Origin of the sequence: Microcoleus sp. S28C3, from assembly GCF_036700785.1 — a bacterium.
GTDB lineage: Bacteria > Cyanobacteriota > Cyanobacteriia > Cyanobacteriales > Microcoleaceae > Microcoleus > Microcoleus asticus.
Map to the genome: position 1 here is coordinate 17,495 of NZ_JAUBPO010000054.1, position 23,270 is coordinate 40,764.

Below are 23,270 nucleotides of genomic sequence, written 5' to 3' on the forward strand. Positions count from 1 at the left end.
GTTAACAGTTGTCAGTTGCCAGTTGCCAGTTGCCAGTTGTTTTTTACTTGTAACTAATGACTACTGACTAATGACTACTGACTAAAATTCTTTGAGCTGGGAAACTAGAGAACGAGCTAAACTCACGGCCTCCGAGAGAAGTTCTGGGACGGCTTCGAGCTGAGGTAGCCGAGATGTTTGAACTCCGGCTGCTGGCCGCGCGACTGCCACCGGAACCGCACAGGCTCGATCGGTCTGCATTGTTTCTAATTTTTCTAAAATTGGCGACAGCAAAACCCTGGCATAGCTGCCGTAAGCTACACCTGCAATGTATGGAACAGGGGGAACTGACAAATTTTTCCCGCCATCCAACAGCAGTCCGCCGGCTCTCAGCTTGCTGACAGTGTGAGCATTAGTGCCGCCTGCAAGTTGCACGTATCCCGGCAACTGGGCCGCCAAAACTTTTTGACCGAGTTTGACCGCGGCTCTAGTAGTTCCTGTTCCGATATCTCCGCTCATCGGCCTACCGTCGGTTTGCCAAATTAGGGGACAAGGAAGGGGGGAAATTATTTGATAGAGTGTCCGCAAATAATCAATCAAACCGTCTCCATCGGGGCAACTAATTGCTATTACCTTGAGTTGATCGACCCAGGGAGCTATGCTCGACCAAAGTCGCCCAAAATCTGCCTCTCTGCCTACTTGCGTGTGGATTTCTAGGGCGTCCGCACCGGATTGCAAGATTAAAGGTGCGATCGCGGCGGGAGCAGACACGTAAGAACGAGTATAAATTAGTTGGCTCGGACAAATCGGCAGACAGCGACCGCAGCCATAGCACTGCTGGTCTATCACCCCGGAAAAACCACTGCCAGCACTCTGAAAAACGATTGCTTCGGCTGGACATATTTTTTCGCACGGCCGCCAGCAGTCCGCCGGACAATCGGCTGGGTTGAATTCGGCTTTGCGAAAATGCGGGTCTTCCCCATCATTTAAACTCACCATCAGCAACGGCAACCCTTTGCCGCCAAACCTGCGGTTGTGAGTTCTTGCCTGTAATTCGCTGGCCACTTGTAGGGCTTCTTTCGCTGCGGTGACGGCGGCGGGATCTGCCGCGACATCGATACAGTCAGCGCCTGCTAAGGTGTAAGCCAAGGTAAGATTTCGTACAGCAGGCAGGTGTTGAAAGCTCGCCCCACAGATCAGCTTGAACCAATGGCCACTTTTTAATGAGTTTAGGGGATGATAATGTTCTGTCACCCTTATATGCTAATCCTTTCAGCTAAAAATTACGAGGTGCAAATTTCTACTTAATTTTAAAATTTAGGCGGGTACAAGCTGGAAACGCTACTGATAGCAGTAGCTCTGGTGCTATTGGCTCTATATGTAGAGTTCTGCCTTAATTTTTTTTCCTAAATTTGATTTTTTTGAGAACGGCTGCGGAGGGGCGATTGGGAGATTTGGCGAGCGACTTGAGTTACACACAGACTTTAAATTATACCATAGTATGGTGGTTTAGGCAAGAAAAAAGTAGGCTAGAGATTTTTTTGAAGTTGCCGTGCAGTGGCAATTGCCATAAAGTTCGATCGAGCTTTGAAACCAATCGACCAACCGCAGATGAACATTCTCATCCCTGACCAGAAGCTAAATTCATCTGGGTTAATCTGCAATTCAACGAGCTATACTACTTGCTCAGCCGCTTGTAAACCGTAGCCAAAGCATGGCTATCTCCCACATTTCCCGGAAACAAAACAACTGGCAAATTGGGAAACAGAGGATGATTAGCCTCTGTTTTCACCACCGAACAACCTGCGATAATTTGACCGATTTGCCTGACACTTTTCAGCGACAAACCTGTACTCAAAACATCATTAGAAGTAATGCCGCCCTTGCTAATCAAAAACCCGATATCTGCCGGCAGTCCCCGCACGATCTCCATCAATAAAGCAGAAACCGCCTCTCCAAATTTTAACCTGACTTCCGCATTTTCAAATTCGAGTTCCTTGCGGCTGGTATAAATTACAGGCGTTTTGCCATCGGCATGAGCAGTGCGGGCTTTTTCGAGAATTTCATCGAGCATTTGGGTGCGATACTCGGGTGAATCTTCTAACAAGTGAGATACATCTATTTCAATGCTAACTATATTGGGTTCTTTTAACAAGCGCTCCAATTGTTCAGTAGTTTTCTTAACGTGGGAACCAACTATTACTGCACCCGGTTTGCCATCCCTCACGTATTTTGCCATTTCGTCGGCTGCTACTGGCTGCGGGCCGAGGTTAGCTAAGGATGTTAAAATACTCGCTGCGCTGCGGAATAAAAACTTTTTGCCTTGACTGACTGCATTGAGAATGTGTTTGGCAAATGTGTCTAAATCGCCTTGGCTTTGGCCGTCAACAACCGCACATTGGTTGTCTGTCATGTCCATCAGTCGATCTAAACTTCCGTAGCGAATGTCTGCGAGTAAAATGCGATCGACTGCATCAGCGGGGATGCGACCTTTGGTTTTTTCTTCTACATAGTCTGGCAGGTAACTGTGACTGTACCCGAAGACTGAATCTTTGGCAAATTCGGTTTCGTGTACTGGTGTCGGGACGCTGTTAACTATTAGGTAGTGCACGCTGTGGCGGGTAATTCTGCCTCCTTCAAAAAAGGCGGGAATTAGAAAATGGGCGTCGAAGGGACCGAGTTCTTCGGCGATCGCGTCGGTTTCGATGGGATAGTGACCGCGCAGCGTAGAATCGGAACGGCTAACTATTAGGAAGTCTTCGATTTTTTCGCTGGCGATCGCCCTTTTTAGATTTTGGCACACTTCGCGGGTGACGGAGGCTGCTTTTTCGGGAGTTAGCGATCGAGTATTTGTCAGTATGAAGAAAATCGGGCACTTGTCCCGCAGCCCCAAACGCAGGGTGTCTTCGTCCCAACGTGTCAGCAGCAAGCAACTGTGCACGGTTTGAGAACCTGTCGGATCGTCGTCGAGAACTATAATCTTGGGTTTAACAGAAGACATACTGACCTGGTTGTTAACATCACTTTTCCAAGATATCCTTACCTGTTACGTAACAGGTAAAAATTTACAATAGTTATGATATTTTTTTAACTATTATCATAACTCCTAATTGGGAGAATGTGTTTGAGTTCGCTCGGTTCATTAAGGTGCGCGTTGCTACAAAATAAGGTGCGCCGAGGCGCATCCTACTAATATTTTCCTTTTTTTAATTAGCACCGTTTCGATCTTGCAACTTTTTCATTTCTGCTTGAACTCCCACGGCTACCTGCAAAGCTTCGTTGAGCAATCGCCCTTGCTCGCTGGCTCGATCGCTAATTTGCAGGGCATTCAAACTTTTCAAGTTATTGGCAAACAATTCGGAGTTAGTATCGACAAATTTTTTGTTTTCCCTGAGAATTCTCTCGGTTTTCAAAGCTCGAACTAAATCGTCTCTGATTAGCTGCAAGGCTTCAATAACTTTTGCCCGATCGCCGATTTTGACTTCCGCATTGCCGGCATCTTCTATCCGATCGTTAATGGCGATAGCTTCGATTATACCATTATAGCGATCCACATCATCAAAAAGATTGATTAAATGTTGGTTTTGCCGGCTGCACCAAATTTTCCACGCATCCTCAAGGATTAAACCGACTATCGCAACCAAGTGAAGGGCGAACCACAACAAATAAGCTCTAGGAAATATTGCAACCAGTAGCCAACAACTGATTAGAAGCAAAACAATTAAACCGACTGTTTTCAAAGCTTCGCGGGCAAACTTAGTCGCTGTCGGCGGCCGGTATACGCGATCGGGCCCGGCGCCTGCGAGGTGCTTGAGCTCACCAACAGTAATTTCTAATCCCTGAATGTCAGCTCGCATAAATCTTCACAAATATTTGTTAATTATAAAGTTTTGTAGTAGAACAAGGGGCTCGTCTACAATAAACCTAACACTTTTTTCAACCAAAACTGCACTATGTCCGCACGTCCTATATACCTCGACAACCACGCCACAACCCCCGTAGATCGACGGGTACTTGATGCGATGCTGCCGTATTTCACCGAACAATTCGGCAACGCAGCCAGTATCAACCACGTCTACGGCTGGGAAGCAGAAGCAGCGGTAAAACAGTCACGACAAATCATAGCAGAAGCGATCAATGCTTCTCCAGAAGAAATTGTTTTTACCAGCGGTGCAAGCGAAGCAAATAACTTAGCGATCAAAGGCATCGCCGAAGCTTATTTCAGTAAAGGAAAGCACATTATCACAGTAAAAACCGAACACAATGCAATTCTCGACCCTTGTACCTATTTGCAAAAATTGGGGTTTGACATTACTGTTTTACCCGTGAAAAGCGACGGGCTGATTGATATAGGCGATTTGATCAAAGCGATTCGCGCCGAGACAATTTTAGTTTCAGTGATGACGGCTAACAACGAAATTGGTGTCATCCAGCCGATCGCAGAAATTGCAGCAATTTGTCGCGGAAATGACATTCTTTTCCACACAGATGCGGCACAGGCGATCGGCAAAATTCCCCTCGACGTAGAGGAGATGAATATCGATCTAATGTCCTTGACAGCCCACAAAATCTACGGGCCAAAAGGGATCGGTGCTCTCTACGTCCGCCGCAACAAACCGAGAGTGCAGCTAGCGCCACAAATGCACGGAGGAGGCCACGAACGGGGAATGCGATCGGGAACTCTCTACCCGCCGCAAATAGTTGGGTTTGCCAAAGCAGTAGAATTGGCAATTGCAGAAATGCAGTCGGAAACCGAACGAGTGGTTAATTTGCGGCAGCGTTTGTGGGAAAATTTGAGTGAATTGGGCGAGGTTTTTCTCAACGGTCACGCTACGAAGAGATTGCCGGGGAATCTCAATATTAGTGTAGCCGGGGTTGACGGTCAAGCGTTGATGTTGGGTTTGCAACCGGCGGCGGCAGTTTCTTCGGGTTCTGCTTGCACTTCGGCGAAAATATCTCCATCTCATGTTTTAGCAGCGATCGGGCGATCGGACAAATTAGCTTATGCTTCAATTCGGTTTGGTATTGGCCGGTTCAATACCGAAGCAGAAATAGATGCAGTTTCCCAACACGCGATCGCAACTATTACATCTCTCCGGCAAGCACAAAAAGTCAATCAATTTTAGATTTTAGATTTTAGATTTTAGATAGATGGGAGAATTGAACATTAGGAAGTAGTTTTGAGTTTTGAGTTTGAAATTATTTAACTTACAACTCAAAACTTTTCCTCTTTTTATCGCCCAGTATAATTGGTATCAACCCATTATTTAGAACCAAATACCTCGCGCACCCGATAAATAGGTTTTCCCTGCGACTCGTGATAAGTCCGCATCATCACTTCCGCCAACAAACCAAAACAAAATAACTGCACGCCAGTCAACAGCAAAACCACAGCTAAAATTAGCAAAGGACGATTGCCAATACTTTGACCAAAAGCCAATTTCAAGAAAGTCAAATAAATTCCTAAAACCGTTCCCAACGTCATAGAACTCAGTCCCAAAAGTCCAAAAACGTGCATCGGTCGAGTCAGGAACTTTTTCATAAAAGAAATAGTCAGCAAATCCATCAACACCCGAAAAGTCCGCCAAATTCCGTACTTACTTTGACCGAAACGGCGGGCGTGATGTCGCACCGGCAGTTCCGCAATTCTCGCCCCTTCAATAAACGCCAAAGCTGGCAAAAAGCGGTGCAATTCCCCGTAGAGATTCAAGTCTGCTACCAACTCGGATTTATAAGCTTTCAAAGAACAGCCGTAGTCGTGCAAAGTTACGCCTGTAACGCGACCAATTAACCAGTTCGCAATTTTAGAAGGAATCAACCGGCTGATAGTATTATCCTGCCTATTTTTCCGCCACCCGCTAACTAAATCGTAGCCTTCATCTAACTTTGCCAACAATAGCGGAATATCAGCCGGGTCATTTTGCAAATCGCCGTCTAGCGTCACAATAGCACGACCGCGAGCGCGATCGAAACCTGCCGACATGGCAGCAGTTTGCCCGTAATTGCGGCGCAAAATTACAGCACAAAGGTCATCGCGAGTGCTGGCTAACTGCTGGAGAAGTTCAGCAGAACCGTCCTTAGAACCGTCATCTACACAAATAATTTGATAGCTGAGTCCAGATGGTTGGATAGAAGAGGCGATCGCCTCAATCAAATGAGGCAAACTTTCCACCTCATTATACACCGGCACCACCACCGAAACATCCAGAACAACCTCAGCCTCAGCTTGCTGTCTCGCCAATTTTTCCAAAAATAATGCAGCGTCCATTTTTTTATTCGATAATATTAACAGTCAACCGTCAACAACTAACTAGGTTGATAACTTGCCACAACTTTACCATATCCCCGCAATTGCTGGTAATAAGCTTGACTGACTCGATCGCCATCCTCCGACAAAACATCGATACCGATACCGTTGCGACCTTGTGCTTTTCCAGAACTGTGAATGTAGCGATTATCTCCGAGATACAATCCTACGTGATTTGCTTTTTCAGGAGTACCAAAAAATACTAAATCCCCCGGTTCTAAAGCAGTGATACTAACAGATTTAGTAAAAGCTTCCTGCTGATAAGCATCCCTCGGCAACCAAATGCCTGCGGCCACAAAAGCCGCTTGCATCAAGCCCGAACAATCATAATTGGGCCCGACTGTACCGCCCCAAAGATAATAATTGGATTGGTTCATAGCCTCACGAGCAAAAGTAATTACAATTGGTAATTTTTCCTTGATTTGGGCCTCAGAAAGCACCAGAGGATGATACACGGTTTCTGCCACATCGAGCAACTCAACATCTCGAATATCCAGCCATCCCGGATAATCATCTTCGCACAGCCGCACCATCACAGCCGTTGTATCCCCCTCAACAACCGAGTCTATGCCATTTCTCCCCCCCGACCTAAGCTGGGGGGGGTCAACTACTCGCAAATGTCGCCCCAGCGCTGCTTGAGTTGCCAATCGATCGCACTTTGGGGAATCGTAAATATTTATGTGCGATCGCGCCCGGTACTCCTGAACATCAGATAATTGATAATTGGCCATTGCTAATTGCTCACTGTTTGCTGTTAATTGTTCGCATTTAACGATAGATTGCCATTAGCTGCTAGCCGTTAACCGTTAACCGTCAGCCATTAACCATGACATTTTTTCACAAAGACGAACAATTAGAAACCCTCGGCAGTAGCATTATAGACTCCGCATTGTCAGAATTTACAGGATTAAGTGGCGATCGTACAGCCATTACCTGGATAGTCTACGATCCGCCGGTGCGAGTCAATACAGGCGGCGCCCTGAGCCCAGAAGAATTTTGGAAATATCAACCGCGAGGTTTTAGCGCTAGAGCTTCCGAACGAATTTATCCAGCCAGCATCGTCAAATTATTCTACCTCGTTGCCATCTGGGAATGGGCGCAAAAAGGCATGATTCAAACATCGCCAGAATTAGAACGCGCCGTCCGAGATATGATAGTTGATTCCAGCAACGACGCCACCAGTTTAGTAGTAGACGCGCTCACCGGCACCACCAGCGGCCCAGAATTATCACCAGGCCCCTTTGAAACTTGGAAACAGCAGCGAAACATCGTCAACCGTTACTTTCAATCATTGGATTGGCCAGAATTAGAAAATATTAACGTCAATCAGAAAACCTGGTGTGAGGGCCCCTACGGTCGCGAGCGAGCAGTTCTGGGAGAATTAATGGAAAATAGAAATATGCTGACCACAAATGCAGCGGCGCGTTTGCTGCACACTATAATCGGCGGCGTAGCTGTTTCTGCCCAAGCATCGCAAGAAATGATGGGTTTAATGAAACGCAGTTTAGAACCAGCAGAATTAGAGGCAGATCCCGAAAATCAAGTAACGGGTTTTTTAGGTGGCGGATTGCCAGAATCAGCAAAATTGTGGTCAAAAGCGGGACTGACAAGTCAAGTTCGTCACGATGCTGCTTATATTGAAATATCGGGCTTGCGGCCGTATTTGTTGGTTGTATTTACCGAAGGGAAAGAGAATAGCAAGAATGAAGAGATTTTGCCTTTTATATCGCGGCAAGTTGTCGAAGCAATGAAGGCACTGAATTAGACAGTTCTGGACGCAAAAACTGCTTTGCAACACTATTGTTAGAGGTAAGGTGCGGTATGCTTCGCCCTACAGATAGAGTTTATGCCTAAGTCCTAATTAAGTTATGGAACTATCGTCTTACTCTCATGCTGTGCGTAAACGTTGAATATCCCTGATTGGTGGCGCACCGAACATACGAGAATACTCGCGGCTGAATTGTGAGGCAGGGCTGCGATCGCCCGATGGCGTCGGGCCCCGCAAGCTACGATTTTATTTGCGATCGATCGACCCGATGATGTTGATCTCAGCGAAATCATCGTCAGACCAACAGCCAGCCCTTACTAAAGCACCACACATAAATCGCCAAAAAGAAAAAGCAAATGCTAGGAAACACCTCTATTGAACAGAATAGATCGATGCGTCCCGGTTACGGACTTGCCGCTTTAAGCCGAGGCGAACCCCTCGTTCCCTGGGCATTGCAGCGCCGCGAATTGCGACCCAATGACATCGCCGTCAAAATTCAGTTTTGCGGCGTATGCCACAGCGATCTGCACGCAATTCGAGGGAATAGCCGTTTTCCTTTGGTTCCAGGTCACGAGATGGTAGGCGAAGTCACGGCGATCGGCGCGAATGTCACAAAATTCCAAATCGGCGATGCTGTAGTAGTTGGTACGATCGTCGATTCCTGCGGTCACTGCTCATCGTGCAAGCGACAGTTAGAACAATATTGCCTCGAAGGGGTGACAACAACCTATGACGGCATTGATAGGCACGACCGCAGTATCACGCGCGGAGGCTACTCGAACGAATATGTCGTCGATACCCATTTTGCCTATCACCTTCCCGCTGGTCTCGATCCGGCAAGCGTTGCACCGCTGCTGTGCGCGGGCGTAACAACCTGGTCGCCACTACGCCACTGGGAAGTAGGGCCGGGTAAAACAGTTGGGATTGTCGGGTTGGGTGGACTCGGACACATGGCGGTGAAATTTGCTCGCGCGCTGGGCGCTCATGTCGTCGTATTCACCACGACTCCAGGAAAGCTGGACGATGCGAAGGCGCTGGGAGCAGATGAGGCAATCCTGTCCACCGACAAGGCGCAAATGGCAAGTCAAGCATCCCGCTTCGATTTTATTCTTGATACCGTTTCATCTCGCCATCCGCTCGACCCCTATCTGCGATCGCTCAAACTCGACGGTACGCTCTGTGGTCTGGGCATTCCCAAGGACTTGGATTTTAGCCCCGTCTTTCTGACGATGGGACGGCGGCGGTTAGCAAGTTCAGGTGTGGGAGGGACGCTGGAAACGCAGGAGATGCTGGACTTCTGTAGCCAGCACAACCTCGCAGCCGATGTCGAAATCATTGCGGCGGAGGATATCAACGAGGGTTTTGAACGGCTGGAGCGAGGAGATGTACGCTATCGTTTGGTAATCGACATGGCTACGCTCAATGCGCCAGCCGAGGACATTGCCCGATCGTGAAACCGCAAGATGTGGCAATGCCAGAATTCCGCAGATTGTGCATTCGGGCGAATGCGATCGCCCGATCGATCTTATTTGCGATCTGCCAACCTGACTGTGTTGATATCAGTGAAATTATCGTCAGATATACAGCAAGTCCTTACTAATGAAAAAAGAGCTTAAATCACATGGCACATCTTCTTCAAATTGATGCAAGTCCGCGCGGGAATCGATCGATCTCACGGACGCTTGGACAAGAGTTTATTGACAAATGGATGGCGGTTTATCCCAACGATACAGTGACTTATCGCGATCTCGGACATCATCCTGTTCCCCACGTCACCGAAACATGGATTGCTGCTGCATTCTCACCATCCATCGAGCATACGCCTGAACTAGCAGATGCCATCCGCATATCGGATGAGTTAGTGGATGAATTGATTGCAGCCGATCGCTATTTGATTGCCACACCGATTTTCAACTTCACGGTTCCATCCACTCTCAAAGCATACATCGATCAGATTGTGCGGATCGGTCGCACAGTTGTGATGGATGGAAATAATTTCCAAGGACTCTTGCAAGACAAGAAAGTCTTAGTAATTGCGTCTCAAGGAGGTAATTATAAATCTGGGACTCCCGATGCGGCACTCAATCACCTCGAACCTTATTTAAGGACTGTTTTTGGCTTTATGGGGATTACTGACATGAGCTTTATTTACGCTCATAGTTTGCAGAAACACCCTGAAGCCCGCGAAGAGGGACTTGCCAGCGCTAGGGAATCTATTCAAGGCGCGATCGATCGTTGGTGACATTTAGATAGCAAAGAAATCGAAACATGGAAGAATTCGATATGAAAGAAAAACAAAAAATTCAATGGGATGATATCAAATTCGGTAGCATCGGAATTAATATTACTAATAGCCGGGACACCGCGAGTGCCGTGTCCCTACAATTAATCCGGGTAGTCCAAGGGCACTGCCGTGTCCTCTATATCATTCCAGTGTAACTGAAATTGATATGACGAATCTCAAACACTCGATCGATCAAATATTAAATAGAACGGAGAGGGGGGGATTCGAACCCCCGAAGGATGATAACACCCTTAACAGATTAGCAATCTGCCGCTTTCGACCACTCAGCCACCTCTCCCGATGACAGCAACTAATCATAGCACACACATCTAGCCTTTGGCAACCCCTAAATTTAAAAAATCCTCAATCCCTGACGCTGTATGGAAGGAAGAAGGGCACAACACGAATTTTGACACGGATACAGGATGTAAGAGGGAAGAAAAAGAAACTATTCGCAATGCCCGATGCCCGATTCCCAATTCCCGAAATCAAGACTACTCCCCAAAGCCCCTAGCCTTCAAGTGCTTTTCCCAACTAAAATTGGAACTCAAAAAGAACCTCTTAGTATACAAATATCCCAAGCGGTACAGGTGAGCCTTGCGATCGGCATCGAGATTAAAATCCGTCGTCGTCACCCCAGCTTCAGTCACATCAATATTAATCACCCTTCCTTTATCCATTTCCCGCTGGTGATAGCGGTCTCTTGCTTTCATCATCGTTCTGAACATCGCCGCCAGCATCGACAGGGGAGTATCAATCTTAACTTTAGTCTCAATTCCAGTATCGACCAATCGAAACCCAAAGGTAAACCAGCGGGGCATAGCGGGAGTCGAACCGACGGATTGTTTGTCATAAATCCACAGGGGGAAATTGCTCAAAATTCCGCCATCGACAATTAAGTCCTCGCCCAGTTTTCCCGGTTCAAAAAATAGGGGAATACTCATCGACAACCGCACAGCTTCAGCTACGCTAAAATCTTCGGGATTTGCGAGTCGCAACTGCTGGTATAAAGCATCGGAATCGGCAGATTCCTGCCGTCGCAAGTCGTCGGGGATTACCAACATTTCACCCCGACTGAGGTTGGATATTACTACTTTTAATTCCCGGTCTTTTACGATTTTTTTGACATCGGCAAAAGTGTGCAAGTTACCTCGACCGAGCATTGCTTCCAGCCACTGCCGGAACGGCTGCGCCGAATATTCTCCCATCTGACGGCTAACTGTGAGGAAAAGCAGCGTCCAAGCAGGAGATTGCAAGTCGTCGGCGGGGTCGCCGTTTAAAATTAGAGGACTGTTTTTTTGAGTTAAAAATATGCTGTAATCGAGCTGTCCTAAAATTTCCTCTAAATCATCAATTGACAAGTCGGTTGCCAAGACTGCGGCAGTAATTGCACCGGCAGAAGTGCCTGCCAATTTTCGCCAGCGGATGCCCAAATCGTTGCAGCATCTGAGTGCTCCTAAAAACGCAACTCCGCGTACGCCGCCGCCTTCAAACACTCCGTCGGCATAGATTTCACCGGTTTCGTCGGGAGGCGGAAATTTGCTGAGAATTGTTTGTTTTTCGGTGGCGGTGATCCTGACACCGGGTTCTTGTAAAATTTGCTGCGGATACCACTTGCTCATGGGAAATACCTCGGATAGAGTTGGGATTTTAGATTTTAGATTGATATCTATTGTTCTTGATTTTTGTGGGCATTCATGGCTTCTTTGACGTGTTCTTGAACTTGCGATCGCACTTGTTCGTAAGCCACCGACGCGCACCAAGGCCGGAGAGATAAAATAGTTGTGTCTGGAGTAATCTCGGCTACCAAACAAGTCGGAGGCGGATTCTCCAAAACCAGGGGGTGAGAGTGGGCAATTTCTAATAACTCAGCTACAGTTGGACGGATCGGCCGATCGCCAATATCAATTTTCAAGTCTACTCGCCTCGTTCCCATTGCCGTTGTATTTTTCAATGTACCGTTAAACAACTGATTGTTCGGGACAATAATTTTTATGCGATCGTCTGTCACCACGGTTGTTGAAAAAATCCCGATGCTGTCCACCACTCCCTTAACATCCCCAGCTTCGATCGCATCACCGACTTCAAAGGGTCGCAAACTAATCAACATTACCCCAGCAGCAAAGTGCGACAAAGTATTTTGCCACGCCAAACCGATCGCCAAACCCGCGGCACCAACCACCGCAACCACACTGGTAGTTTGAATTCCCAACTGACTCAAAGCGGCGACTACTCCCACTACCAAAATCGTAATTTCAGCAGCTTGAACTAAGAATTTCCGCAGCGTGGCTTCGGTGCGACTCAGTGCTCGGCGAGTCACGCGCCCCGCAAAGCCGATCGCAAATCGCGTAATTAACAAAATGCCGATCGCCCACAGCAGTTGAGGTACAATTTTAAACCCCAATTCTACGAGTTTTTTCGAGAATTCTTGAGCTACTTCCAAGGCTTGTGTTCTTTCTGCATTTAGCTGAGAATAGAAGGTTTGGGCTATTGGTAAAAACGTCTGAATAACTGTCATGTTAATTGGGAATTGGGAATTGGAAATTGAGAATTGCCGTCTCAGTCTTATCGCTTATTCCGAGATTCCGACAGGGGTTGAAAACCCCTGTCTCATAGCGGAAGTCCTCTAGAAGAGGACTAAAGTCGATAATTTTATCTTTCAAACTCTTGAGTCGGTTTAAACCGACTTTAGCTATGAGGCAGGGGTTTAAACCCCTGCCGGACTACTGTTAATAGTTTACTGCTACGCGGGGCAATCGGTGTTTAAAACTGCAGAGAATTTCCCACGAAATAGTTCCTAAAGTCGCGGCCCAATCGTCAGCAGTAATTTGATATTCCCCATCTTTGCCTAACAGAGTCACCACTTCACCGACTTCTAAATCGGGAATATCAGTTACATCCAGCATTAATTGATCCATCGTCACCGCGCCCACTTGCCGCACGAACTGACCCCTGACTAAAACCTGCATTTTATTAGAAAGATTGCGCGGAATACCATCTGCATAGCCGATACCAATTACGGCAATCTGTGTCTGACGCTGAGCTATAAATTGATAGCCGTAACTGACGCCGGTTCCTGCTTCAATTGTTTTCACCTCTGTTACCCTAGCTTTTACCTGCATTGCGGGCTTCAAATTGGCGATCGACTGCAAGTGAGGAGCTGGATAAAGACCGTAGGTAGCTAAACCGACTCGCACTAAATCGTAGTGCAAATCGCGATCGGCGAGGGCGGCAGCAGAGTTTGCCAAGTGGAGGCGAGGGGGGTTAATTCCTGCTATTTTAATTTGCTCAATCGCCCGTTTAAACCGCTGGTGCTGCTCTCTCATCACTGCGGGATCGGGACTGTCCGCTGTCGCCAAGTGAGAGTAAATGCTGGCTAATTTTAAATTGGGCAAGCGCTTGACTAATTGTACAAATTCTGTTGCTTCTTGCCAGGGCGTACCCAAGCGAGACATTCCCGTATCTAACTTAGCGTGAACTGGCAAAGATTGGTTGAGAGTGGCGAGAACTTCCGAAAAAATTAGGGCTTGTTTGGCAGTACAAATAGTGGGCTGCAAGTGCCATTGGGCGATCGCCTTTACCTGTTCCGGTGTATGGGTTGCCCCCAACAGCAAAATCGGCGCTTCTATCCCAGCTTCTCGCAATTCTATTCCTTCGGGAATTGTCGCCACTCCCAGCCAACTAGCACCTGCTTGCAATGCTATTTGACTGACTGCAACAGCACCGTGTCCGTAAGCATCCGCTTTCACAACTGCCATCAGTTCTGTGTGGGGAGATAAGAGATTTTTAAGCTCTTTTACATTGTGAGTTAAAGCTGCTAAATCCATTTCTACCCAAGCCCGCTGGCAAAGTCCCCCGTCACCGTCCCCCAGCACCGTCTGGCGGGATTCTTTTGTCGTTGATTCTGCGGTTGTTTGTTCCCTACTCCACATTGTCGATCGCTCCTACTTGCTTGCACGCTTAAAAACTGCTCTAAAAGCTGCTCGGATATTTTACCCTAAGTTTGATTATAATAAGACTTTTTTTTAATCAATGTTATACAAGTTTAAAAAAAGAATGCAACTGCAGGCAAGCTGCAAACCCATATTGCATCAGTCATTCCCAATCTCAAATCTCAAATCTCAAATCTAAAAGGGTATTAACTGGTGTATCATAGCACCAAAAATACCCGGTAAAAACTATGGACGGACTGGCCTACCTACATTTAGCTGAAACTTGGGAAACGGCTGCGGGTCAAACTCGATCGACCAACTCAAAAAAGCACCTGAATTTAGCCTATACTTCTTTACTTTTCTTTACGCTCGCTCTCACAATTTTAAATTTAGTCAATCCCGCACTCGCCATGAAAAAAGGCGATTCAGGCCCAGAAGTAGCCCAACTCCAGAAAACTTTGCAAGCATCAGGATATTTTAGCGGTAAGACTACAGGATTTTACGGTTCTATTACCCGGGCTGCTGTGAAAAAGTTCCAAGCAGACAACAACCTGAAAGTAGACGGAATTGTCGGCCCTAAAACCTTGTCAGTGCTGAAAGGTAAGCCGGAAAGCGCCAGCATTGATCCTGCGGAAAAACAATCGCCAAATGTCGATCGACCTTCGCCATCTCCTAGCGCCACAGAAAACACAAACCAACCCGAAGATACAAATCAAAATCCACCCCAAAAACCTCTATTTCAAGATCCCTCTTTGCCGCCATTTAAAACAGAAAGTTCCGAGGATATAGAAAGTCAATCACCACCACAAAGGCTAGTAAATCCTCCCGACAACACTCTCGGAAAAATGACCTTGAAAAAAACCATTTACGGTAACATCTCGCCCAAATCAATAGTTTATTCGGGAGCGGGTTTGTTTTTTGCTCAAAACATGATGTACCGCCACACAATCACAGTTTACGACAGGAACTTTAAATTAGTCAAGACTATTCCCGATACAGTAAACTTGTCGAAGTTCGGCTTTTCTAAATTTAAAGGAAATTATCAAGGCTCTCCCGTAGAAGCAGCTTTTTCAACAGACGGCAAATATGCCTATGTATCCAACTACAAAATGTACGGTTCGGGGTTTAGCAATCCGGGAACCGACAGATGCTCTCCAGCGGCAAAACACGACCAAAGTTTTCTGTACCGCATTAATACCCAAACTTTGAAAATAGAAAAGGTAATTCCTGTAGGTGCAGTTCCGAAATTCAATGCTGTTTCGCCTGACAATCGCTTCGCGCTCGCGAGCAATTGGTGCAGTTGGGATTTGAGCGTAGTTGATATCAATAAAAATCTCGAAATCGAGCGGGTGAAACTGGGTGCATATCCTCGGGGTATTGTTGTCACTCCCGACTCAAAAAATGCCTATGTTGCCGTCATGGGTTCTTCCGATATTGCGAAAGTTAATCTCATAGACTTTTCGGTAGAATGGCTGAGAAATATTGGCAATGCGCCGCGTCATTTGACGATCGATCCCAACGGAAATTATCTTTATGCGACTTTGAACGGTGAAGGAAATGTGGCAAAAATTGACCTAAAAACTGGTGAAGTGGCGAAGAAAGTTAGGACGGGAAAAGCGCCTCGCAGCATGACGATTTCTGATGATGGAAAACTACTTTATGTGGTCAACTATTTCTCGAATACTGTTAGCAAAGTTAGGACGAGCGATATGAAAGTGCTGCAAAAAGTGAATGTTAATTCAAGTCCGATCGGAATTACTTACGATCCGGAAACTAATCAGGTTTGGGTAGCTTGCTATTCGGGCAGCATTATGGTGTTTCAAGATTAATTTAGCTGCTGCGTAGTAAGGGCTGGAGTCCTGACTGCAAACAATAGCGATTAAATGTTATTTTGGGGCGGCCTATGAGCAACGCCCCTAAAATACTATTTGGACAACTTTAAAGGCTTCACCAGATACTCAGAAGACTTAGCAGGTACTTGACCTTTTTTGGCCATAGCTTGGTAAATCATGGCTGCTACTTCAGCGCGAGTTGCTATTCTATTCGGCTGCAAAAGTGTGCGCTTCGGGTGGTTGACAACAATACCAGCTTCTGTGGCTGATGCTACTTTGTTAACTGCCCATTTCGGCACTTTTGCCCTGTCTGTATAAACTTGTAAAGTTTTGGTTGCTTTTGTTGATGGTTTCAGGCTCAAACCGCTTGCTAAAGCTGCGATTACTTCGACACGCGGAATCTGTTTTTCGGGACGGAACTCATTGTTTGGGTATCCTTTAAGATATCCAGTTTTGACAGTGTGGTCGATCGCAGTAGCGGCAGGACTCTTGTCTTTTACGTCTTTAAAATCAATCGGTTTTCGGATCGGTTCTTTGTCGCCGGACATTCGCTGAATTAACCGCGCTAGTTCGGCTCGCGTTATCGGTTCGTCGGGACGAAATTTGTTGTCCGTGGAATCAGCAAAAATTTTCCGATCGACTAAAGCTACAATGAACGGACGCGCCCAATATTTGTCTGGAACATCGGATAATATAACGGGCCCAACTTTGGGTTTAGCCGCTTTCGGTTTGGTAATAGCTGGAGCGGGAGTCGATCGCACAATTGGCTTGGGAGGAACAACGACGATCGCCCCCACCGGAGGAGTTGCCGGTAAAATCGGCCCTAAAGGTGCCACAGGTGCGACATCCGGTTCTGAGGGAACCAGGGTTGTAGCGGGCGATCGCAAATCCGAACTTGGCGATTCAGGCGTTAATATTCCCGGGCTCGCGGGCGTAACAGCAGGCTGAGAGAAAACGGCTGGAAATTGCCAATTTCTGGCATTCAATCGATCGGGATTTTTACCTGTTACCCAAAATAAAATTGCTCCCATCGTGCCGAAGGCAACCAAGATCGCAATCAATTCATCCAATCCTAGAGGGTTTCTTTCCCCTGACGGGGGTTGTGAAGAAGACATATTGTCACCTACATACCAATGTAGAAATTAAATCACATATTTTTTGGGTCTGGTAGTGACTGAAATAAATAAATCAACTATTCCAAAGTTCTCACTGTCAATACTTGCGGCGGCGTGGAATCGGGAGGATAAATAAAATCAACTTTTACCGATCGCGTTTCTGTCGCAGCTAACCTCAACTTTACCATCGGTTCCACAACTTGACCGACACGGTGCCATAAATGCACGTAGCGAGTTACATCGTAACCTCCATCATCTTGGTAGCGCAGCCGCACAGTACCTCGAAAATAGGGAAAATCTAGGGGAGGTTGGCGAAATCGCAATCCATTTTTTGAGAGTCGATCTTCTTTTAAAGGCGTTTCCAAACTCACCGCTACCGTTTGCGGTTTTTGGGCAGTGTTATGCAGCGGCAAAATCAGATTGTAGTGTACGCCGTAATTGCCGTGGGCTTCGTAAGCGGTGTCGGGATAGCGCGCCAGCATTTTTCCGGCTTGCACTTGTTGGGTTCCCAAAGTGCCCCCACGCAAGGTAGAGATCGCATAGGATATAGCTTTTCCAGTCTGGGGAATTGCCAGATTTTTAGCATCGCGATCGACTAATTCCGCTTCCCATCCAGAACCTTGCTGCACCCCTGCCACGCGGCCGTAAATCCGGCTTCCCGAAGTCCCCTCGGTGGGAGTGGGGGTTTTGTCGCGGGGGCCTGCCAAACCGCCATTATTCAGCAATTGCTGCCATTCTTCCAGAGTTGGCGCGCGATCGCGCAGCCCTCGAAGAGGATCGCCCCCATCAGCATTTTGAGGTGCATACATTGCCAAAGTAGCGGCATAAACCTTGCCGCTACTTTTGAGCCGCACAAAGGTAGAACGACCATTTATCGGCTTTTCCAGACCCCGCACGGGAATAGGGCGATTCATCAACAATGCGGTTTCTCCCGGTGCAATCAGCAGTTTTTCGGGAAAATACGGCTGCCGCATTCCCCGCAAAACGCTATCGACAGCGCGAATTCCAGGGCCGGAATATACTTCGCCGTTGGGACTCTCACTTAGTGCTGGTTTTTGTTTAAAAGGCGCGTCCGGTTCCATCAGGTAACTGGCTGCCTGTAGCACTTCCACCGTCACGGGTTCGGAGCTGGGATTGTAGAGCAAAGCGCCGATATACAAAGTTCTAGAATTCAGCGGAGTGTGAGAAAAGTGGTGAGCAAACAGGTTGAATTGCCCTTGAAAGGCAAAGTTCAGGTGAGCTGCGGGGACTTTTTTGCCGTCTGGGGGAAAGGTTGAGAGCAAAATGCCTTCTTTTTTGACCCATTCGGGACTGTCGCTGTTGAAGAGGGGGATGCTGTCGAGTTGTCCGGGGAGTTCGCGCACTTCCGTAGCTTGTACAATTTCCTCGGGTGCTGGTTTTGCGGGAACAGATTGTACGGGTTTTTTGACGTACAACAATCCGCCGACTGCACAAAGGACGATCGTAGAAATACCAGCAATTCGAGAAAAGAGATTTTGTTTCTGAATCATGAAAGTTAAATGTCAGCCCAATCTCTGTACATCTTCCACCGACAGCGACAGCGCCTGAGCCACTTGCTCTACATTTAAACCCATTGCCAACAGTTGGGGAATAGCATCCCGTTGGGTTTGTTCTGCGCGATCGGCCCTTTGGCGTTCCTGTTGGGTATGGAGGCGTTCTAGTTTAGCTTGTTCGCTACCAGTTAACAACAAATTCCCCTGATTATCCCACCAACGCAACCATCGCTGATGCTGATTTTGATAGCTACCTTCCCACACACCTAACTCTACTCCCATCAACTCAATTGGGTAATGTCCGCGATCGTTCGGTTGCAAACGGCGATAACGAGTATTCACCCAGTTATAGACTTCCAATTCGCTCGTTTTAATGATGTATATCGCATAGTAAGGAATGTGAATAATCTGCTCGTATACCCAAAACTTTCCGGGTTTCTGGTTGATACCTTCTGGTAAGCGAGATAAGGGAGTATTGTTTCGTTCTTCTGAGCCATTACCACTAGCAAATTCGATCGCAATCAATGGCACAATATACTCGCGCCAAATCACGTAAGAGCGGCGAATTTCCCCATCTATTAGGGGCGGAACGTTGGGGACGTAGAACCAGTCAGGCGCTTCGGCTCCCTTTTCGGGAGGGTCGGTTTCGCGCCAGTAAATGCCACAATCTTGCCCTATAGCATATTGTCCGTCCGGGTGGAGGGTTTGCAGTGTAGTTTCCAGGGAGTCGGTGAGTAGGATACTCTGGGGATGTTCTTGGAAGTTTTTCACAAACGTGCCGTCGGAGTCAGGTAGTTGCGTGTGATCGGGAAAGGCGGGAGGTATTGTTGCGGGGGTGAAGCTTTGGGTCATGTCAGCGATCCGATCGTGAAAGGATAGATCCTTTATTAATTAGAGCATAGTAATTGTAGATTAAGCGGCTTTATACTGTTTGACAAAATGTTTGTTGCTCACTCTTCGAGCGCGGCGATCGCAAAGCACATCAACCCCGGCTCGATGACCTTCTATTGGTCTAAAATCTGTTACATTACGATCGTAATTAAGCATTTGGTGACGAGCTATGCGGTCAATTGAACAACTGACAGAAGAGCTTTTATCTTTGCCTAGAGAATCAAGAGCACTTTTGGCAGAAAAACTCGCAGAAAGTTTAGAATTAGATATCGACCCAATAATTCAGGCAGCTTGGACAACTGAGGCTCATAGACGACGTAACGAGATCCGAAGTGGTGCTGTGCAAGCAATTCCGGGGGATGAAGCGTTAGCTCAAGTGAGGCTGTTGCTCGATCCATGAGATATGTATTTCATCCTGAAGCACTTGCTGAATATTCTGAAGCTGTCCAATACTATGCAGAACAACGTTCTGAAGTAGCACAGATGTTCATTAATGCTATTGAGGATGCTGTGTATCGAATTAGGGAATCTCCGACTCGCTGGGCTATAGTTGATGAAGATGTTCGCCGATGTTTGACGCGGAAATTTCCCTATAGCATCCTTTACACGATCGAACAAGACTACATTTTGATTCTCGCAGTAACGCATTGCAGTCGAGAGCCTGGGTATTGGAAAAGCCGCAAATAATTGAAACATTCAGCAATCCAACATTTAAAATGTCTGAGATAACTCTGCTACATGAAATTGCTCATTGCCCCCATGCACGGTTCTGTCGAGAAAATCCTGCTGCTGAACATCCATGTAGCGAAATTGTTAATTATCAAAAGTCGCTCAATTTAGACGATTTTCAAGTACCTGAGCCTTGGAGTGGACATATAGAGAAAGCTCCTATTCTTTTTCTGAGTTCAAATCCATCAATTGGCTCTGTTGAAAACTACCCAAATTGGTCTTGGTCAGACGATGATATGGAAGATTACTTCAGTTATCGTTTTGGAGGGGGACGCAAGGAATGGATCGTCAATGGTACGAAATCCTTACTAATGGACGGGACATATAGCCATGCTGTTAAGTTCTGGGCAGCAGTCCGGCAACGTGCTATGGAGTTATTTGAACGGGATGTGCTTCCAGGAATTGATTATGCACTTACCGAAATAGTGCATTGTAAATCCCATAAGGAAATTGGCGTAGAACGAGCGCAAAATAAATGTGTTGAAGCCTATTTGTTGAGAACTTTAGAACTGGCCGGGGCAAAAGTAATTGTGGTGCTGGGAGAACGTGCAAGGAAAGCAATTCAAAGTCAATTCAATATTCCTGAAAAAATCTCAGTGTCTGAGGCAATAAAGATAGGGAGCAGTGAAAGATTTTTTGCTTTCCTTCCACATCCAAATGCCTACAAATATCGTTCTTTTTCCAAGTGCTTTCAGGATGATGAGCTTGAAAAGTTACGCGCATCTTTGCATACGTGGAAAAATGGTGAGTGATGCACATGGTTAAAGTTACTTGAACGTCCGCTCGCCCGATTGAAAACCTTACCTTCTAGTGAGCAAGATGCGATCGCGTTATGATAGAAGTATCGCCTGATTGTGGCAATTCGCTATGACCTTGGTATTATTTTCATCCGATTTATTGGCACTCATGCTGAGTATGACAAAGTAGATGCAAAAATAGTCTAAACAGAGGTGAATGTATGGAATTGCGCTCAATTAGAAATGAAACTGACTATCAGGAAGCCCTTCGAGAGATCGAGTTACTGTTTAATGCAGTTGTAGTTGTAGGGTGTGTCGCTGCTGGAAACTTCCCACTAAGGCGCAGATATTCGAGGGCGACGCACCCTACATTCTTACCGCCTTCTGCCACTCCCGAAAGAGCGACTCCGACTCGGTTGACGAGAACTCCTGCCGCTACCAAAACTCGGACTCCGCCTTTGCTGCGGGGAAGTTAAGTTGGGCGATCGCCTCAAAGTGCTGCCGCCGTAACCCGAACCAGTCGATCTATTATTGGCATTTGGACGTACTGAGGGTCTTACTGGCTGGTTAGATGTGGGCGATCGCAGGCGGCCGGTAGTCCTTAAAACTTGACGGTTTCTCACCTCAGGAGGCGGAGTTCGGTAGCGAGTTTGATATTGGTTAACAGCTTGGCTGTAAGTATTGCCATAGCCGCCATATCCTGTCATAATTCCCGGCTGATAGACTGGCGGCATATAATATTGCGGTCTAAATAACAAACTGCCGATCGCCTGACCGGCTATAGCCCCAGCAAACGGTGCCCAGAAGCCTGATTGCTGTCTCACTACTACGGTTTGGGGCTGACCGGTTTGAGGGTTATTGACAGTTTCAGTCACGTTGTGAACGTACTCAATTTTAAAATCTTCTGTCAAATGCAAAACCGCTTGATTGTTATTCACATTTAGATAACTTTTCTTGCCGGCCGATATTTCTTCATCCGTTAAGCGAGCCATTTGCAAATCCGTAGTGCGGTAAACTGGGGGACTGCCGGCGGGAGTATTCAGCAACATCAAACTGTATTCGCCATTCGCATCGTCGTAGGTAGCTTGCTGTAGGGGATATTGACCTTGAGCCAAGTTATTGTTTGCTGCGGCAGGACGCACCGTGTTAACATTACTATTTGCAGCAGGATTGGCAGGAGGTTGTGGGGTAGGAGAACCGCAGGCGGTTGCCGTCCAAAACAAAGTTAAAGCCATTAAATAAATTGTCAGTTTTCGCAGCATCATAAATAGTTATTGGTAATTAGTAAGGAAAAAGGAAGAAGCAAACAACTTCTAGCCCGGGTTCTGTGAATTGCGTGTCCTGAATCAAGGTAATTGGTAATTATCAACGACTCGATTTACATTCTATCGTTAATCCAGCTTGCAGTCAGGACTTGATTTCTTATTTATTCCCAGCTTGAGGAATTCCCTCCTCACTACAAACCTGTGTTATTTTCCCTCTTTTCCGATCGTCCGCTTGGGGTGGACATCGTTTATGTCGGAGCGAATTCTCTTCGCCGCTTCGATCGTTGGGATTTTTCTAGTTTTTAAAGGGGAATGAGTTCGGGGAAATTGACCAACACTTGGTCGTTGGTAAGTTCGTCACCCAACTGTGCGGGAGAAAAGTGAACTTGCACAGCTCGGAGCCTGTGCTGGTAATTTAAATTAATCAGTGCTTTTAAACCGACTTTCAGCGCGCTGATGTCAGCTAGGTCAGTTTCTAGGGCAGGAATTTCGCCTTCATAAGCAACTGTCAGCATCACTACGACATTTCTAGTTACCGGCAAAGACAAGGGGGCATTTTTATCGTAAACAGATGTGCTGTATTGAGGCTCGCTGAGATAGCGCTCGGCTGAATCAGTGAAAAGTTCATCCACATAATCGCCGGCTTCGCCTTCATTCCAAAAAACATCGCCTTCATTGGCTGCTGCTTGCCAGTAGTTGTCGTACTGCAACAGGTGATTGCAAATTTCTACAAGACCTTCTCCTAAAACTGCTAGGTCGCCATCGGCATCAATTGCTTGTCTGGCGGTGCGGTTGAGAACTCCTAACAGCGGTGCAACTTCTTCGCCTGTTAGGTGAACGAACACCCGGCAAACTGCCAGTCGAGTTTTACCTGTAAATTGATTGAATCGATCGCGCCAAGCATTCATAACCTATAG

23 protein-coding genes and 1 tRNA gene are annotated in these 23,270 nt (G+C 46.8%); 10 read left to right on the top strand and 14 right to left on the bottom strand.

Annotated elements, in window-relative coordinates:
* Positions 1 to 81 precede the first annotated feature (81 nt).
* The 3 genes from ldpA to QUA13_RS17185 form a co-directional block, all read right to left on the bottom strand.
* Positions 82 to 1,233, bottom strand: a complete 1,152-nt coding sequence (gene ldpA / locus QUA13_RS17175; RefSeq protein ID WP_333200355.1) for a circadian clock protein LdpA — start codon at positions 1,231 to 1,233, stop codon at positions 82 to 84.
* Positions 1,234 to 1,657: 424 nt separating this feature from the next.
* Complete coding sequence (locus QUA13_RS17180) at positions 1,658 to 2,980, bottom strand: four-carbon acid sugar kinase family protein (protein ID WP_333200357.1); 1,323 nt, start codon at positions 2,978 to 2,980, stop codon at positions 1,658 to 1,660.
* Between the two features lie 205 nt (positions 2,981 to 3,185).
* Positions 3,186 to 3,836, bottom strand: coding sequence for a hypothetical protein (locus QUA13_RS17185; protein ID WP_333200359.1), 651 nt, complete (start codon positions 3,834 to 3,836; stop codon positions 3,186 to 3,188).
* Positions 3,837 to 3,932: 96 nt separating this feature from the next.
* On the opposite strand from QUA13_RS17185, the gene QUA13_RS17190 reads away from it, so the two are divergent.
* Entirely contained in the window at positions 3,933 to 5,105 is a 1,173-nt protein-coding gene (locus QUA13_RS17190) for an IscS subfamily cysteine desulfurase (protein WP_172184639.1), read from the top strand.
* 137 nt (positions 5,106 to 5,242) lie between these two features.
* On the opposite strand, the gene QUA13_RS17195 is transcribed toward QUA13_RS17190, so the two are convergent.
* A complete protein-coding gene (locus tag QUA13_RS17195; RefSeq protein WP_333200361.1) occupies positions 5,243 to 6,247 on the bottom strand; it encodes a glycosyltransferase family 2 protein in 1,005 nt (334 codons plus the stop codon).
* Between the two features lie 38 nt (positions 6,248 to 6,285).
* The gene (locus QUA13_RS17200) at positions 6,286 to 7,017 is read right to left on the bottom strand and encodes a C40 family peptidase (protein ID WP_333200363.1); all 732 of its coding nucleotides are present in this window, start codon (positions 7,015 to 7,017) and stop codon (positions 6,286 to 6,288) included.
* A 95-nt stretch (positions 7,018 to 7,112) separates the two neighbouring features.
* Between QUA13_RS17200 and QUA13_RS17205 the strand changes: the two genes are divergently transcribed.
* The 4 genes from QUA13_RS17205 to QUA13_RS17220 all read left to right on the top strand — a co-directional run bounded on the left by QUA13_RS17205 (position 7,113) and on the right by QUA13_RS17220 (position 10,296).
* Positions 7,113 to 8,051 carry a serine hydrolase gene (locus tag QUA13_RS17205; protein WP_333200365.1) on the top strand — a complete coding sequence of 313 codons (939 nt, stop codon included), beginning with the start codon at positions 7,113 to 7,115 and terminating at the stop codon, positions 8,049 to 8,051.
* A 359-nt stretch (positions 8,052 to 8,410) separates the two neighbouring features.
* Positions 8,411 to 9,508, top strand: a complete 1,098-nt coding sequence (locus QUA13_RS17210) for an NAD(P)-dependent alcohol dehydrogenase (protein ID WP_333200367.1) — start codon at positions 8,411 to 8,413, stop codon at positions 9,506 to 9,508.
* Complete coding sequence (locus tag QUA13_RS17215) at positions 9,505 to 9,654, top strand: hypothetical protein (protein ID WP_333200369.1); 150 nt, start codon at positions 9,505 to 9,507, stop codon at positions 9,652 to 9,654. Before QUA13_RS17210 ends, QUA13_RS17215 begins: the two co-directional genes overlap by 4 nt.
* Before the next feature lie 21 nt (positions 9,655 to 9,675).
* A complete protein-coding gene (locus QUA13_RS17220; RefSeq protein WP_333200371.1) occupies positions 9,676 to 10,296 on the top strand; it encodes an FMN-dependent NADH-azoreductase in 621 nt (206 codons plus the stop codon).
* Positions 10,297 to 10,547: 251 nt separating this feature from the next.
* On the opposite strand, the gene QUA13_RS17225 is transcribed toward QUA13_RS17220, so the two are convergent.
* The 4 genes from QUA13_RS17225 to alr form a co-directional block, all read right to left on the bottom strand.
* Positions 10,548 to 10,636 (bottom strand) — tRNA-Ser (locus tag QUA13_RS17225).
* Positions 10,637 to 10,832: 196 nt separating this feature from the next.
* Positions 10,833 to 11,960, bottom strand: a complete 1,128-nt coding sequence (locus QUA13_RS17230) for a patatin-like phospholipase family protein (protein WP_333200373.1) — start codon at positions 11,958 to 11,960, stop codon at positions 10,833 to 10,835.
* 47 nt (positions 11,961 to 12,007) lie between these two features.
* The gene (locus QUA13_RS17235; protein ID WP_333200375.1) at positions 12,008 to 12,856 is read right to left on the bottom strand and encodes a mechanosensitive ion channel family protein; all 849 of its coding nucleotides are present in this window, start codon (positions 12,854 to 12,856) and stop codon (positions 12,008 to 12,010) included.
* Positions 12,857 to 13,067: 211 nt separating this feature from the next.
* Complete coding sequence (alr, locus tag QUA13_RS17240; RefSeq protein WP_333200377.1) at positions 13,068 to 14,270, bottom strand: alanine racemase; 1,203 nt, start codon at positions 14,268 to 14,270, stop codon at positions 13,068 to 13,070.
* A 248-nt stretch (positions 14,271 to 14,518) separates the two neighbouring features.
* On the opposite strand from alr, the gene QUA13_RS17245 reads away from it, so the two are divergent.
* A complete protein-coding gene (locus tag QUA13_RS17245) occupies positions 14,519 to 16,099 on the top strand; it encodes a peptidoglycan-binding protein (protein WP_333200379.1) in 1,581 nt (526 codons plus the stop codon).
* Between the two features lie 95 nt (positions 16,100 to 16,194).
* Here QUA13_RS17245 and QUA13_RS17250 read toward each other — a convergent pair whose 3' ends face one another.
* The 3 genes from QUA13_RS17250 to QUA13_RS17260 form a co-directional block, all read right to left on the bottom strand.
* Entirely contained in the window at positions 16,195 to 17,217 is a 1,023-nt protein-coding gene (locus QUA13_RS17250; RefSeq protein ID WP_333200381.1) for an S-layer homology domain-containing protein, read from the bottom strand.
* Positions 17,218 to 17,294: 77 nt separating this feature from the next.
* Complete coding sequence (locus QUA13_RS17255; RefSeq protein WP_333200383.1) at positions 17,295 to 18,728, bottom strand: DUF3370 domain-containing protein; 1,434 nt, start codon at positions 18,726 to 18,728, stop codon at positions 17,295 to 17,297.
* Between the two features lie 12 nt (positions 18,729 to 18,740).
* Positions 18,741 to 19,583, bottom strand: coding sequence for a Uma2 family endonuclease (locus tag QUA13_RS17260; protein ID WP_333200385.1), 843 nt, complete (start codon positions 19,581 to 19,583; stop codon positions 18,741 to 18,743).
* 208 nt (positions 19,584 to 19,791) lie between these two features.
* On the opposite strand from QUA13_RS17260, the gene QUA13_RS17265 reads away from it, so the two are divergent.
* From QUA13_RS17265 to QUA13_RS17280, 4 genes are all read left to right on the top strand, one after another.
* Positions 19,792 to 20,022 (top strand): addiction module protein, encoded by a 231-nt coding sequence (locus QUA13_RS17265; protein ID WP_332954782.1) that lies wholly within the window; start codon positions 19,792 to 19,794, stop codon positions 20,020 to 20,022.
* A complete protein-coding gene (locus QUA13_RS17270) occupies positions 20,019 to 20,309 on the top strand; it encodes a type II toxin-antitoxin system RelE/ParE family toxin (RefSeq protein ID WP_333200387.1) in 291 nt (96 codons plus the stop codon). The genes QUA13_RS17265 and QUA13_RS17270 overlap by 4 nt, the downstream gene beginning before the upstream one ends.
* Positions 20,291 to 21,103, top strand: a complete 813-nt coding sequence (locus tag QUA13_RS17275; RefSeq protein WP_333200389.1) for a uracil-DNA glycosylase family protein — start codon at positions 20,291 to 20,293, stop codon at positions 21,101 to 21,103. The genes QUA13_RS17270 and QUA13_RS17275 overlap by 19 nt, the downstream gene beginning before the upstream one ends.
* 99 nt (positions 21,104 to 21,202) lie before the next feature.
* Positions 21,203 to 21,295: a type II toxin-antitoxin system HigB family toxin gene (locus QUA13_RS17280; protein ID WP_332954803.1), complete on the top strand. Its 93-nt coding sequence runs from the start codon at positions 21,203 to 21,205 to the stop codon at positions 21,293 to 21,295.
* A 167-nt stretch (positions 21,296 to 21,462) separates the two neighbouring features.
* Here QUA13_RS17280 and QUA13_RS17285 read toward each other — a convergent pair whose 3' ends face one another.
* Both QUA13_RS17285 and QUA13_RS17290 read right to left on the bottom strand, forming a co-directional pair.
* Entirely contained in the window at positions 21,463 to 22,353 is an 891-nt protein-coding gene (locus QUA13_RS17285; RefSeq protein WP_333200391.1) for a hypothetical protein, read from the bottom strand.
* Positions 22,354 to 22,655: 302 nt separating this feature from the next.
* Entirely contained in the window at positions 22,656 to 23,261 is a 606-nt protein-coding gene (locus QUA13_RS17290; protein WP_333200393.1) for a DUF1517 domain-containing protein, read from the bottom strand.
* Positions 23,262 to 23,270 lie beyond the last annotated feature (9 nt).

Bases quoted from the DNA above. Each gene is read 5' to 3' on its own strand.
- QUA13_RS17180 (WP_333200357.1), bottom strand. From the start codon at position 2,980: ATGTCTTCTGTTAAACCCAAGATTATAGTTCTCGACGACGATCCGACA.
- QUA13_RS17260 (WP_333200385.1), bottom strand. From the start codon at position 19,583: ATGACCCAAAGCTTCACCCCCGCAACAATACCTCCCGCCTTTCCCGAT.
- QUA13_RS17200 (WP_333200363.1), bottom strand. From the start codon at position 7,017: ATGGCCAATTATCAATTATCTGATGTTCAGGAGTACCGGGCGCGATCG.
- QUA13_RS17290 (WP_333200393.1), bottom strand. From the start codon at position 23,261: ATGAATGCTTGGCGCGATCGATTCAATCAATTTACAGGTAAAACTCGA.
- QUA13_RS17265 (WP_332954782.1), top strand. From the start codon at position 19,792: ATGCGGTCAATTGAACAACTGACAGAAGAGCTTTTATCTTTGCCTAGA.
- alr (WP_333200377.1), bottom strand. From the start codon at position 14,270: ATGTGGAGTAGGGAACAAACAACCGCAGAATCAACGACAAAAGAATCC.
- QUA13_RS17285 (WP_333200391.1), bottom strand. From the start codon at position 22,353: ATGATGCTGCGAAAACTGACAATTTATTTAATGGCTTTAACTTTGTTT.
- QUA13_RS17230 (WP_333200373.1), bottom strand. From the start codon at position 11,960: ATGAGCAAGTGGTATCCGCAGCAAATTTTACAAGAACCCGGTGTCAGG.
- QUA13_RS17255 (WP_333200383.1), bottom strand. From the start codon at position 18,728: ATGATTCAGAAACAAAATCTCTTTTCTCGAATTGCTGGTATTTCTACG.
- QUA13_RS17270 (WP_333200387.1), top strand. From the start codon at position 20,019: ATGAGATATGTATTTCATCCTGAAGCACTTGCTGAATATTCTGAAGCT.
- QUA13_RS17220 (WP_333200371.1), top strand. From the start codon at position 9,676: ATGGCACATCTTCTTCAAATTGATGCAAGTCCGCGCGGGAATCGATCG.
- QUA13_RS17235 (WP_333200375.1), bottom strand. From the start codon at position 12,856: ATGACAGTTATTCAGACGTTTTTACCAATAGCCCAAACCTTCTATTCT.
- QUA13_RS17205 (WP_333200365.1), top strand. From the start codon at position 7,113: ATGACATTTTTTCACAAAGACGAACAATTAGAAACCCTCGGCAGTAGC.
- QUA13_RS17185 (WP_333200359.1), bottom strand. From the start codon at position 3,836: ATGCGAGCTGACATTCAGGGATTAGAAATTACTGTTGGTGAGCTCAAG.
- QUA13_RS17245 (WP_333200379.1), top strand. From the start codon at position 14,519: ATGGACGGACTGGCCTACCTACATTTAGCTGAAACTTGGGAAACGGCT.
- QUA13_RS17250 (WP_333200381.1), bottom strand. From the start codon at position 17,217: ATGTCTTCTTCACAACCCCCGTCAGGGGAAAGAAACCCTCTAGGATTG.
- QUA13_RS17210 (WP_333200367.1), top strand. From the start codon at position 8,411: ATGCTAGGAAACACCTCTATTGAACAGAATAGATCGATGCGTCCCGGT.
- QUA13_RS17195 (WP_333200361.1), bottom strand. From the start codon at position 6,247: ATGGACGCTGCATTATTTTTGGAAAAATTGGCGAGACAGCAAGCTGAG.
- QUA13_RS17190 (WP_172184639.1), top strand. From the start codon at position 3,933: ATGTCCGCACGTCCTATATACCTCGACAACCACGCCACAACCCCCGTA.